The organism is Micromonospora sp. NPDC127501 (assembly GCF_040302185.1).
GTDB lineage: Bacteria > Actinomycetota > Actinomycetes > Mycobacteriales > Micromonosporaceae > Micromonospora.
The window spans coordinates 14,938-27,544 of the sequence record NZ_JBEORJ010000008.1 but is presented as its reverse complement, the minus strand read 5'-3'; the positions used below and the strand labels follow the sequence as shown (position 1 = coordinate 27,544).

Sequence of the window (12,607 nt, the reverse complement as noted above, 5' to 3'; positions counted from 1 at the left end):
GACGACCGTAGTCCACGAGGCGGGCACCGGGCGTTCCGGCTACCGCTCCGACTGGGCGGCGATCACCTCGCGGGCCAGCTGACGGTAGTTACGTGCCCCGGAGGAGGCCGGGTCCATCGTCGTGATGGGGGCACCGGCCACGGTGGACTCGGGGAACTTCACCGTCTTGGTGATGACCGTCTGGTAGACCTTGTCGCCGAACGCCTCCACCACCCGCTGGAGGACCTGGCGGCAGTGCGTGGTGCGGCTGTCGTACATGGTGGCGAGGATGCCTTCGAGCTCCAGGTCGAAGTTGAGTCGCTCGCGCACCTTGTCGATGGTGTCCAGCAGCAGTGCCACACCGCGCAGGCTGAAGAACTCGCACTCCAGCGGGATGAGCACGCCGTGCGCGACGGTCAGCGCGTTGATCGCCAGCAGGCCGAGTGACGGCTGGCAGTCGATCAGGATGTAGTCGTACTCCTTGCGGACCGTGCGCAGGACCCGGGCCAGGGCCATCTCCCGGGCGACCTCGTTGACGAGCTGGATCTCCGCGGCGGAGAGGTCGATGTTGGCCGGCAGCAGGTGCAGGCCCGCCACGTCGGTCTTGATGAGGACGTCCTCGGCGATCACGTCGTCCTGCATGAGCAGGTTGTAGACGGACAGGTCGAGGTTGTGCGGGTTGACGCCCAGGCCCACCGAGAGGGCGCCCTGCGGGTCGAAGTCGACGAGCAGCACCTTGCGGCCGTACTCGGCGAGGGCGGCACCCAGGTTGATGGTGGTCGTGGTCTTGCCGACCCCACCCTTCTGGTTGGCCATCGCGATGATGCGCGCGGGGCCGTGCCGGTCGGTGGGCATCGGCTCGGGAATGGGCTTGCGCATCGTGTAGGCAGCCGGGTCCGCAGGACCCAGGTCCGCGCCGAGCGTCGCCTGCTGCTCGCGGAGCTCCGACGTCCAGGTCTCGGCACGGTCACCGTTGCCAGCCATGTGCTCGTTGCCCCCTCCCGACGACCCACCCGGCGTCGGAGCCGTCCGACGTCCTTCGCGGCGCCGCTGCGCACCCCGGTCGTGTCGCTCCAGGAGGTCCGCGCCGATGCCGACTGTACGCCACCGACCAGCAGGGGGTTCGGCACCGGCCCGGCGTGTCGGCTTCGACCGCGACCGGTTCAGCCCTGGGCGCGCGGGTGGGCGGTGGCGTACACCTCGCGCAGCCGCTCCACGGTGACCAACGTGTAGACCTGGGTGGTGGTCACCGAGGCGTGGCCGAGCAGCTCCTGGACCACCCGGACGTCGGCGCCGCCGTCGAGCAGATGGGTGGCGTAGGAGTGGCGCAGGGTGTGCGGGGAGACCGCGGCCAGCCCGTCGACGGGCAGCCCGGCCCGGTCGGCGGCGCGTCGCAGGATGCCCCAGGCGCCCTGGCGGGACAGCGCGCCGCCGCGGGCGTTGAGGAACACCGCCGGGGTGCCCCGGCCGGCGGCGGCCAGCCCGGGACGGGCCCGGACCAGGTAGGCGCGGACGGCGTCGACGGCGTACCCGCCGATGGGCACCAGCCGCACCCGGCCGCCCTTGCCGCGCAGCAGCACCGTGCCGTCGTCGGTGTCGAGGTCGTCCACGGCGGCGCCGACCGCTTCGGAGATGCGTGCGCCGGTGCCGTACAGGAACTCCAGCAGCGCCCTGTCGCGCAGCGCGAGGGGCGCGTCGTCGCCGGTCGCGGTGATCGGGCCCGCGGTCCCCAGCAGCCGGACCACGTCGTCGACAGGTAGCGCCCGGGGCAGCCGCCGGGGCGGCGTGGGCGGGCGGACGTCGCGGCTCGGGTCGGCGCCGGCCAGGCCCTCGCGCAGCGCGAAGCGGTGCAGGCCCCGTACCGCGCTGGCCGCGCGGGCGGCGGAGGAGACCGCCAGCGGCGGGTGCGCGTCGTCGCCGGCGCGCAGCCGCGCCAGGTGCGACTCGACGAGGCCGGCGCCGACCGACGCGAGGTCGGTGACGCCGGCATCGGCCAGGGTGGCGAGATAGCGGTCCAGATCCCGGCGGTACGAGGCGAGCGTGTTAGCGGAGAGGCCACGTTCGACGGTCAGGTGGTCGAGGTAACCGCGAACGGCACGGCGCAGCGCCGGCGTGGGTGGTGTGCCCACGCCGGCGGAGTCCGTGCCGCCGGTCAGCCCGCCACCGTTCAGGCCAGCGCGTCGGCCAGCGGGAGCACGTCCATGCCGTGCGCCTCGGCGACCGGGCCGTAGGTGACCTGCCCGGCGTGGGTGTTGAGGCCCAGCGCCAGCGCCGGGTCGTTGCGCAGCGCCTCGCGCCAGCCCTGGTTGGCCAGCTCCAGGGCGTACGGCAGGGTGACGTTGGTCAGGGCGTAGGTGCTGGTGTTCGGCACCGCGCCGGGCATGTTCGCGACGCAGTAGAAGATCGACTCGTGCACCTTGTAGACCGGGTCGGCGTGCGTGGTGGGGCGCGAGTCCTCGAAGCAGCCGCCCTGGTCGATGGCGATGTCGACCAGCACGCTGCCCGGCTTCATCCGGGAGACCAGCTCGTTGGAGATCAGCGTCGGGGCCTTCGCGCCGGGCACCAGCACCGCGCCGATGACCAGGTCGGCGTCGAGCACGGCGCGCTCGACCTCGTACGCGTTCGAGGCGACGGTCTGCAGGTGGCCCCGGTAGATCGCGTCGGCCTGCCGCAGCCGGGCGACGTTCTTGTCCAGCAGCAGCACCTCGGACTGCAGACCCAGCGCGATCGCGGCGGCGTTCATGCCGGAGACGCCGGCGCCGATGACCACGGTCTTGGCCGCGTACACGCCGGAGACACCGCCGGGCAGCACACCGCGCCCGCCACCGGTACGCATCATGTAGAAGGCGCCCACCTGCGGGGCGAGCCGGCCGGCCACCTCGGACATCGGGGCGAGCAGCGGCAGCGACCGGTCGGGCAGCTCGACGGTCTCGTACGCGATGCCGGTGACCCGGCGGTCGATCAGCGCGTCGGTGCACTCCTTGGAGGCGGCCAGGTGCAGGTAGGTGAAGAGCACCTGCCCCTCGCGCATCCGGTGGTACTCCTCGGCGATCGGCTCCTTGACCTTGAGTACCAGCTCGGCGGTCTCCCACACCTCGTCGGCGGTGGCGAGGATCTTCGCGCCGGCGGCGGCGAACTCGTCGTCGGTGATGCTGGAGCCAACCCCGGCGCCGGACTCGACGAAGACCTGGTGGCCGCTGCGGGTGAACTCGTTGACACCCGCTGGCGTGATCGCCACGCGGTACTCGTGGTTCTTGACCTCGCGTGGGATTCCGACCTTCACGATGCAGACACCTCTCTTCGGGGCTGCTCTCCCCCGACTGCTCGGTGCCACGACGGCCCCTTTGCCATCGCGGTACACCGGTCCTGCGGCGGCAGTCTAGGCGCGCCCGGTGCCGCCGCGAGCCAGCACAGTGGCACCCGGTGCCCGGGTGTCCTGACGAAGTGTCAGGGCACCGCCGAGACCCGGCGGTCGACCGTCACCTCAGCCAACAGGACAGTGTTTCACCATTATCGTCCCATCTGCCGGGCGGCGGTGCGGACAGCCGGCGAGTGGATCACTAATGTGTCCGCCCATGACCACTCCTCCATACCAGCCCGGTTACCCCCAGCCGGGGTATCCCCAGGGCGTATCCGACAAGAGCAAGATCGTCGCGGGCATCCTCGGCATCCTGCTCGGCACCTTCGGTGCCGGTCGGTTCTACACCGGACACACCAAGATCGCCGTTCTCCAGCTCGTCGTGAGCCTGGTGACCTGCGGCGTCGGCGCTCTCTGGGGCGTCGTCGACGGCATCCTCATCCTGGTCAACGGCGGCACGGACGCGCAGGGCCGTCCGTTGCGCGACTCCTAGACCAACCAGTGAAAGGGGCCCCGCGGCTGACCGCGGGGCCCCTTTGGCGCGTACTCCCCCACCGGGCTGGACCGGCGGCGACGCTCAGCGCGGCAGCGGCGCGTCCGCCCGGCGCAGCTGCGTGAAGCCGGTGTCCCGGGCGCGGGCCGCGGCCAGCAGCCCGGCCACCGCGGACGCGTTGGTGATCTCGCCGGCCAGGACCATGGCGACCGCCTCGTCCAGGTCGATCCGGACGACCTGGAGGTCGGCCTCCTCGTCGTGGCGCTCGTGCCGCTCGTCGGCCGGCACGTCGCCGAGGTCGCGGGCCAGGAACACCCGGACGATCTCGTTGGTGAACCCGGGCGAGCTGTGCAGGTCGACAAGCACGTCGACCCGCCCGGCGGTGAGGTCGGCCTCTTCGGCCAGCTCCCGCAGCGCGGCCGCCGGCAACTCCTCGCCGGAGACGTCCATCAGACCGGCCGGCAGCTCCCACAGGTGCCGCCCGACCGGGTGCCGGTACTGCCGGATCAGCACCACCTGACCGGCGTCGTCGAGCGCCACCACGGCCACCGCACCGACGTGCCGGACGAGGTCCCGCAGCCCAGTCCCACCGCCCGGCATGGTCACCTCCTCGGTGACCACGTCGAAGATCCGCCCCCGGTACCGCTCCTCCCGGGAACGCACCTCGTAGCGGTGCTCCAGCTCGCTCACGAGGCCGACGACGCCTTCGTCGCGGCGCCGTTGCGGGCGGCCTTGCGCGTCGTCGGGGCCTCCGCCGTCGCGTCCAGGTCGACCGGCAGCTGATCGGCCTGCGAGTACGCCACCGCGGCCTTGACGAACGAGGCGAACAGCGGGTGCGGGCGGGTCGGGCGGCTCTTCAACTCGGGGTGCGCCTGGGTGGCCACGAAGAACGGGTGCAGGCTCCGGTCCAGTTCGATGAACTCGACCAGCCGGCCGTCCGGCGAGGTGCCGGAGATGTGCAGGCCCGCCTTGGTCAGCGCGTCCCGGTAGGCGTTGTTCACCTCGTACCGGTGCCGGTGCCGCTCGCTGATCTCGGTGCTGCCGTACGCCTCGGCGACGATCGAGCCCTCGGTCAGCGTCGCCGGGTACGCGCCCAGCCGCATGGTGCCGCCCAGGTCGCCCCGACCGGCGACGATGTCCTCCTGGTCGGCCATCGTGGCGATGACCGGGTGGGCCGCCTGCTCGTCGAACTCCAACGAGTTGGCGCCGTCCAGGTCGGCCAGGTGCCGGGCCACCTCGATGGTCATGCACTGCAGGCCGAGGCAGAGGCCGAGCAGCGGGATGCCGGCCTCGCGGGCGTACCGGGCGGTGCCGATCTTGCCCTCGATGCCGCGTACGCCGAAGCCGCCGGGGATGAGGATGCCGTCCACGCCGGCCAACGCCGCGGAGGCGCCGGCCGGGGTGACGCACTCGTCGCTGGGCACCCAACGCAGCTGCACCCGGGCCCGGTGGCCGAAGCCCGCCGCCCGGATCGCCTCACTCACCGACAGGTACGCGTCGGGCAGGTCGACGTACTTGCCGACCACCGCGACGGTGACGGTGTGCCGGGGGCGGTGCACCCGCTCCAGCAGGTCGTCCCAGCTGGCCCAGTCCACGTCCCGGAAGGAGAGGCCGAGTCGGCGCACCACGTACGCGTCGAGCCCCTCCCGGTGCAGCACCTTCGGGATGTCGTAGATGCTCGGGGCGTCCGGGGCGGCGACGACCGCCTCGGCGTCCACGTCGCAGTAGAGCGACAGCTTCTCCTTGAGCTTCACCGGGATCTCCCGGTCACAGCGGAGCACGATCGCGTCCGGCTGGATACCGATGTTGCGCAGCTGCGCCACCGAGTGCTGGGTGGGCTTGGTCTTCAGCTCACCCGAGGGCGCCAGGTACGGCACCAGCGACACGTGCAGGTAGAAGCAGTTGTCGCGGCCCAGGTCGTGGCGGACCTGACGGATCGCCTCCAGGAACGGCAGCGACTCGATGTCGCCGACCGTGCCACCGACCTCGGTGATCACCACGTCGGGGAGTTGGCCGTCCTCGTCCGGGTCGGCCATCGCCAGGATCCGCGACTTGATCTCGTTGGTGATGTGCGGGATGACCTGGACGGTGTCGCCCAGGTACTCGCCGCGCCGCTCCTTGGCGATCACGTCGGAGTAGATCTGGCCGGTGGTGACGTTCGCCTTGCCGGACAGCGCCCGGTCGAGGAACCGCTCGTAGTGCCCGACGTCGAGGTCGGTCTCGGCGCCGTCCTCGGTGACGAAGACCTCACCGTGCTGGAACGGGTTCATCGTCCCCGGGTCGACGTTCAGGTAGGGGTCGAGCTTCTGCATCACCACGCGCAGCCCGCGCGCGGTCAGCAGGTTGCCGAGGCTGGAGGCGGTGAGGCCCTTACCCAGCGAGGAGGCGACGCCCCCGGTGACGAAAATGTGCCTGGTCGTCCGTGCTGATGGGGCCAAGGCCTGCTCCCGTGTCGTCTGTCGCGGTCATGCAGACCGCCGTGCTTGATCAGCAGAGTGATCACGCGATCCACGGGATTCGACGGTAACACCTCCCGGGCGGGTACCCGCAGGCCGCACCCCGGCTGCGACACCTCCGGGCCATCCGGACGAGGCCCGGCGCTCAGGACGCGGCAACCTCCGTCGATGACCGGGAGACCTGCCGGGGCGCTACGGGCACCGTCGGGTCGGCGTCCGGCGTCGACAGGCTCGCGGTCGGCTCGGCCGGTTCGTCGGCGCCCCCGCGGCGCTCGCCCGCAGCGTCCGACGCCGGTTGGGCGAGGGTCACCGGTGCGCTCGGAGGCGGGCCGGCGATCGGACGGGGATGCACGGCACCCAGTGGCCCACCGCCGCCGGTCGGACCGTCACCCCCACCGACCGGGCCGACCCCGCCGGACCCCGAGTCGTCGTCGGCGCCGTTGGCGCGGGAGCGGCCCGCTGCCGGGCGGGTCCGGTCCGCCGCGTGCCCGAGCACCCGTAGCGACGCCAGGGCGGCCATCGGCACCACCAGGGCGGCGGCAGCGCCCATCACGTCCAGGGCCGCGCCGTCGAGCACACCACCGAGCACCGCGGCGACCACAGTGCCGGCCAGCGCCGCCCGGACCGCCGGGTAGATGCCGAACAGCCGCATCAGCCCACCCCACGGCTGCAACAGGGCGAACCACACCAGCAACCCGCCGGCCAGCGCCAGCACCGTCAACGGGCTGTTGACCAACGTCTCGAAGTTCTCCGTGCTGGACCGGTGCACGGCGAACCCGCCGGTGCCGTCACCGAGCGCGGAGAGGAACCGGCCCAGGCTGCCCCGCTCCCCCGGCGGACGCCGCAGGTCCACCACGGCGAACCCGATACCGACCGCCAGCGCGGCCATGGCGGCCCAGGCCAGCCGGCTGATCGTCAACCAGCCGCCGGCGCTGATCACGGCGGCGACGCTCACCCCGGCGGTGAGCGCGATCGCGCCGACCGGGTCGGCGCCCAGGTACGGGCTGCCGACCACCACCACGGCGAGACCACCCACCGCCACCATCACCGCCGGTCGCCAGCCCCGGTGCACCCGTTGGGCGAACCAGCCGCCGGTGACCAGCGCACCGGCGAGGAACACTCCCAACCCCACAGTGCTCAGCCCGGCGTACCGGCCGCCCTGCAACGCGGAGTAGCCGACCACGCTGTTGAGCTGGAGGCGGGCCCCGGTGAGCACGTCCAGCCCGACCACGAGCGTGGTGAGGCCGGCCACCGCTCCGAGCGGCCCGAGGGTGTTCGCGTACCCGGGGGCGAACCGCACCGCCGCGGTGCCGGCGGCCACCAGCAGCGCGGTCACCCCGGCGAAGATCCACCCGGGGTGCTCGCCGCGCCACCAGGGCACCGCGTCGGCCAGCAGCGCCGCCGGCACTGTCAACGCCACGGCGACCAGCAGCACCTCCATCACCGCCACGATCCGCCCGGAGACGGGCGTCGGGCCGGCCGGGCCGGCGTGCGGACGGGCGCGGCGCAGCAGCGGCAGCATCGCGATCGCCAGCAGCACCTGCGCCCCGGCGAGCAGCGCGAAGAACGCCCCGGAGACGGAGCGCTGGGCGGCCGCCTCCCGGTCGGCGTTCGCCGGCGCGTTGATGGCCTCGGTCAGGTCGGCGGGGCGGTCACCGGTGCTGATCGCCGGGCGGCCGAGGAAGAGCCGCTCCGGCATGGGCCGGCCCAACGCGGCGAGGGCGGTCGGCGCGAGGTCGACAAGTTGCAGGTACCCGTCCCGGCCGGTGCTGGCCGAGGTGAGCCACCCCCGCTCCCAGCCCGGCCCGTCGGCGACCGCCACGTGCAGCCGGGCCGGCTGGGTGGTGTCGGAGATCCCCGCGACCATCACCAACGACCGCGGGGGTCGCGCCGCCAGCACCCGGGCCAGCTCGGCGTCCGCCGCGCGGGCCTCCTCCGCGCGGGTGGCCGGGTCGGCCCCCTCGACCGTGCCGAGGTCGACGATGCTCAGCACACACGAGCCGAGCAGCGGCCGCGGATCGGCCGGCAGCCCCGAGGCGTACCGGTCGACGCGGCCGAACGGTCGGGCGGCGGCCACGGCCGCGCCCGGGCCGACGGCGACGGAGCATCGCACCGACTCGGACAACGAGCCGGGCAGGGCACCCCAGGGCAGCCGCTGCTGGTTGTACTGGACCACGCTCTCCTGGTCCGGCAGGTTCGCGCCGATGCCGTCCGGTTGTTCCACCGTCACCCCCGCCGACGGGCAACCGTCGACCGACCGGCTGCCGTTCCACGCGGCGAAGCTGCCCGCGCCGAGGGTCAGCCAGCCGTCCACCGGGCAGGTGGGCCGGTGCGCGGAACGCACCGACAGTGAGCCGATCGAGCCGTCCTGGGCCATCCGCCACAGCGTCGGGGTGCTCTGCGGATCAACGTCCTCCCAGCGCAGCCCGGCGATCCCGGCGAGCACCACGAAGTCGGCGGTGCGTTGCGGAGTGCCCTGGGGTGGACGGGCGGCGAGCGCGGTGACGCCCAGCGCCACCACGAGCACTGTCAACAGGGCGGGGGCGATTCGGCGCAGCATCACCGGTGTCCCGTTCTCGGGGCGTCGGAGCCCGGGGCGGCCGCCGGACCGCCGGGATTTCCGGCCAGCTCGGCGTAGAGGGCGGCAAGCGTGGCCACCGTGTCCGCCTCGGTCGGCCACGTCGCCGCCCGCTCGGCGCCACGCCGGCCCAACTCCGCACGCGCCGCCGGGTCGTCCAGCAACGCGCGTACGGCCGTGTCGACAGCGTCCACGTCACCGGCGGGGACCAGCGTGGCGGCGTCGCCGACCAGGTCCGGGAGCCCGCCGACAGCGGTGGCCACCAGCGGCACGCCGGCGCGCAGCGCCTCCTGGGCGAAGAGCTGTCGCGCCTCCCAGTCGCTGGTCACCACCGCCAGGTCGGCGCCGGCGAGCAGGTCGGCCACGTCGGTGCGGTGCCCCAGCAGGGTCACCGGGGCGCGGGCGGCCGACGTCCGCGCGGCGAGCGGCAGATACGCCGGCCCGCTGCCCGCGATCACCACGACCGGCGGCGGGGTACGCGTACGCCAGCGGGCCGCCGCGTCGATCAGCACGTCGTAACGCTTCTGCGGGTGCAACCGACCGACCGAGACGATCAACGGCTGGTCCGGGCGGACGCCGAACTCGGCGCGTACCGCCGCCGGGCGCCGACGCGGCGCGGGCAGCGTCGGCGCGGCGACCGGGGCGAGCCGGGCGTCGGCGGCACCCACCTCGGCGGCCCGTCGCACCAGGTCCGCGGAGGCGCCGAGCGCCACCCGGACGCCCCGGGCGACCACCCGTTCGACGAGCCGGGACACACCGCCCCGCAGTCCCCCCGCGAGCACCGCGTTGTGCCAGGTGACGATCAGCGGGGCGGCCGGACGTGCCAGCACGGCGACCAACCCGGCCCGCAGGCCGTGCGCGTGCACCACGTCGACGTGAGCGGCGGCGAGCGCCCGGCGCAGCGCGAGCACCGCCCGCGCGTCGGCCGGAGTCGGGCTGGCCGGGATCTCCACCGGCTCGAACCGCGCACCGACACCGGTGAAGTCGAACTGCTCCTGAGTGGCGGCGGGCCCGCAGACCACGACGGTGGTGCCGCCCGCGACGAGGCCACGGGCCACCGAACGGACGTGCTGGCCGACCCCGCCGGTGCTGGACGCGAGCACCAACGCGACGGTGCCCGACCAGTTGGCAGGCTGAGCTGGCTCAGTCATCGCGTCGCCGTCTCCTTCCCGTCGCCCCGCTCCGCGGAGCCCGGTGTCGGCGCACCGCCGGACGGCCCCCGCCGGCCCAGACGCCGCAGCACCCCGGCGAGCAGTGGCTGTACGTCCCGCCGGTCGACGAACCAGACCACGGCGAGGAACACAACCCCAACCAGAACCCCGGACAGCATGCCCTGACCGAACGCCGCCGCCGTCGTCGGGGTGCCGCCGTCCGACTGGTCGAGCCAACGGCTGAGGCCCAGCCCGGCGAGCCCAGCGAGCACACCGGCGAGGCCACCGGCCGCTGCGGCCCGGGCCGCTCCCGCGAGGGCGGGACGGCCGGCGCTGCGCCGCACCGCCAGGAGCAGCAGGACGCCGAGCACCAGCATCCCCACCGAGTTCGCGGACGTCACCGCGAGCACCCGGTCGCGCAACGGCAGCACCGCGCCGAGCAGCAGGACGACGACCGGCACCACCAGGAAGCCGACCGCCGTGGCGAGCGTCGCCGCCCGGGTCTCGCCCCGCGCGTAGAGCGCCCGGGTGAGCACCGCGAAGAGGCCGTAGCCGACCAGACCGGGGGCGTACCCGATGATCGCGGCGGCGGCGGTCGACGCGGTGTCCGACGGGAAGAAGAAGTGCCCGACCGGCCCGGCGGTCCCGATCAACGCGGCCGTGCCGAGGCAACTGAACAGGAGCACACCGCGGACGGCCGGTGCCAGGGTCGTGCGGTAGGTCTGCTCGTCCCCGGCGGCCCGCGCCGCCGCCAGGGTCGGGTAGGCGGCGATGGCCAGCGGCACCGCCAGCACCGCCCACGGCAACAGGTAGACGGTCTGCGCCAGGTTGTAGACGCCCGGGTTGCTCCGCGCGCCGGCGGTGACCTGGTTCAGGCTGACGATCAGAGCGATCTGCTGGGTGGTGACGGTGACCGCTCCGGCCACCGCCAACCCGCCGACCCGGGCCCGCGCGTCGGTGGGAAACCCGAAGCCGGGCCGCAGCCCGAGACGCAACCGGCGGACCGGAATCAGCAACGACAACGACAACACCACCACGCCGAGGGTGGTGCCGCCGGAGAGCAGCAACTCACCGCCGGGGCTGACCCCGCCGACCGTGGCGTACCGGCCCTGCGTGACGGTGAACCCCAGGTACACGACGATGACGGTGAGGCTGGACAGCAACGGGGCGAGCACCGGCCAGGCGAAACGGCGATGTGCCTGGAGCACCCCGGTGAGCACGATGCCGACCCCGTACAGCGGCAGTTGCGGCGCGAAGACCCGCAGCATCCGCACGCCGCTCTGCTGCTGGGCGGTGGTCAGGTGGTGGCCCAGCGACTCGACCACCGGGCCGGCGAGCAGCACCACGAGCAGCGCCAGCGGAACCAGCAGGGCCAGCGTCCAGGTCAGCAACGCACCGGTGGTCCGGGCCACGGCCGTCCGGTCGCCCGCCGCGACCGCGCCGGCGAGCAACGGTACGACGAGGCTGGCCAGCGCTCCCCCGGCGACGATCTCGAAGATGAAATTCGGCACCGCGTTGGCCACCACGTAGGTGCCACCGAGGTCGGTGGGCGCCAAGCTCCAGGTGAACACGGCGGTGCGGCCGAAGCCGGCGAGTCGGCTGGCCACGGTGAGGACGGCGATGAGCGCGGCTGCCCCGGCCAGCCGGCCGGCGCCGGCGAGGGGTGCCGGTCTGGTCACGTCAGTCGGCGCGTCGGCCCAGTGCGTCGAGTTCGCGTAGCCCCGGGGTCCGCTGGATCACCGCGGTGAAGCTGACCTTCTCGCTGGCGGCGGTGAGCCCGGCCAGGACGGCGAGCAGACCGGCCCGGCCGAGCGGGCCGGTACGGGCGGCGAGCGCGACGCCGAGCACCGCCCCGAGCGCGTTCGCCCCACTGTCGCCGAGCATCACCTCCTCGGCCAGGTCGTCGCGGAGCAGGCCGGCGGCGGCACCGGCCGCACCCGCGGCGATCCCGCCCTGCGGGCCGCCGCTCAGCGGCGCCGCGAGCAGCAGCCCGGACTTGAGGGCGCGGCCCGGCCGCAGGTCGAGCAGGTTGAGCAGGTTGGCCGTGCCGGCGATCACGCCGGCGCCGAGCAGCACGTCGACACCCCGGCCGAACGCACCGTGCCGCTGCCGGCGCGGGTGCGCGGCGACCCGGGAGTCGGCGGCGAGCAGCGCGGCAGCGCCCAGCCCGGCGGCGCCCACCCCGACGACCTTGACCAGACCGGCGGTGACCCGCCCCTGGCGCAGCGCGGCGAGGTGCCCGGCGAAACCCTTGGCCGCCTTCTGCTCCGGCCGCGCGCCGACCACGTCGTCGTACAGCCCGACGCCGCCCGCGCCGAGACCGGCGACCAACGCGGCCCCACCGGCGGCACCGCCGGTGGCACCGAACGCGCCGGCGGCGGCCGCACCGGCGGCGAGGGCCGGCCCGGCGGCCAGGCTCACCGTGCGGCCACGGAAGTTGGTGCGTTCCAACGCGGGCCCGGCCGGCGAGGTGCGCGCCTCACGCAGCGCGTAGCGGGCCGCCGCGGCGCCCGCGCCGGCGATCAACAGCCGGCCCAGGGCGCTCACGCCGTCACCTCGCTGGCTCGGTCACGCGCCACCTGGTCGGATCCG

10 protein-coding genes are annotated in these 12,607 nt (G+C 74.1%); 1 reads left to right on the top strand and 9 read right to left on the bottom strand.

The window, feature by feature from the left end:
* Positions 1-39 precede the first annotated feature (39 nt).
* From ABTW72_RS19305 to ald, 3 genes are all read right to left on the bottom strand, one after another.
* On the bottom strand, positions 40-963 hold the full coding sequence (locus ABTW72_RS19305; RefSeq protein ID WP_124862901.1) for a ParA family protein: 924 nt from the start codon (positions 961-963) through the stop codon (positions 40-42).
* 179 nt (positions 964-1,142) lie between these two features.
* Positions 1,143-2,108 (bottom strand): site-specific tyrosine recombinase XerD, encoded by a 966-nt coding sequence (locus ABTW72_RS19300; protein WP_350860527.1) that lies wholly within the window; start codon positions 2,106-2,108, stop codon positions 1,143-1,145.
* Between the two features lie 38 nt (positions 2,109-2,146).
* Positions 2,147-3,262: an alanine dehydrogenase gene (gene ald / locus ABTW72_RS19295; protein ID WP_350860525.1), complete on the bottom strand. Its 1,116-nt coding sequence runs from the start codon at positions 3,260-3,262 to the stop codon at positions 2,147-2,149.
* 226 nt (positions 3,263-3,488) lie between these two features.
* On the opposite strand from ald, the gene ABTW72_RS19290 reads away from it, so the two are divergent.
* Positions 3,489-3,830, top strand: a complete 342-nt coding sequence (locus tag ABTW72_RS19290) for a TM2 domain-containing protein (RefSeq protein ID WP_091407251.1) — start codon at positions 3,489-3,491, stop codon at positions 3,828-3,830.
* An 84-nt stretch (positions 3,831-3,914) separates the two neighbouring features.
* On the opposite strand, the gene ABTW72_RS19285 is transcribed toward ABTW72_RS19290, so the two are convergent.
* The 6 genes from ABTW72_RS19285 to ABTW72_RS19260 all read right to left on the bottom strand — a co-directional run bounded on the left by ABTW72_RS19285 (position 3,915) and on the right by ABTW72_RS19260 (position 12,562).
* Positions 3,915-4,520, bottom strand: coding sequence for an NUDIX domain-containing protein (locus ABTW72_RS19285; RefSeq protein WP_112584273.1), 606 nt, complete (start codon positions 4,518-4,520; stop codon positions 3,915-3,917).
* Positions 4,517-6,268, bottom strand: a complete 1,752-nt coding sequence (gene pyrG, locus ABTW72_RS19280; protein WP_350860523.1) for a CTP synthase — start codon at positions 6,266-6,268, stop codon at positions 4,517-4,519. Before pyrG ends, ABTW72_RS19285 begins: the two co-directional genes overlap by 4 nt.
* Before the next feature lie 163 nt (positions 6,269-6,431).
* Positions 6,432-8,846: a hypothetical protein gene (locus tag ABTW72_RS19275; protein WP_350860521.1), complete on the bottom strand. Its 2,415-nt coding sequence runs from the start codon at positions 8,844-8,846 to the stop codon at positions 6,432-6,434.
* Positions 8,846-10,015: a glycosyltransferase family 4 protein gene (locus tag ABTW72_RS19270; RefSeq protein ID WP_350860520.1), complete on the bottom strand. Its 1,170-nt coding sequence runs from the start codon at positions 10,013-10,015 to the stop codon at positions 8,846-8,848. Before ABTW72_RS19270 ends, ABTW72_RS19275 begins: the two co-directional genes overlap by 1 nt.
* Positions 10,012-11,694 carry a murein biosynthesis integral membrane protein MurJ gene (murJ, locus tag ABTW72_RS19265; protein ID WP_350860518.1) on the bottom strand — a complete coding sequence of 561 codons (1,683 nt, stop codon included), beginning with the start codon at positions 11,692-11,694 and terminating at the stop codon, positions 10,012-10,014. Before murJ ends, ABTW72_RS19270 begins: the two co-directional genes overlap by 4 nt.
* Position 11,695: 1 nt before the next feature.
* Positions 11,696-12,562, bottom strand: a complete 867-nt coding sequence (locus ABTW72_RS19260) for a hypothetical protein (protein WP_350860516.1) — start codon at positions 12,560-12,562, stop codon at positions 11,696-11,698.
* Positions 12,563-12,607 lie beyond the last annotated feature (45 nt).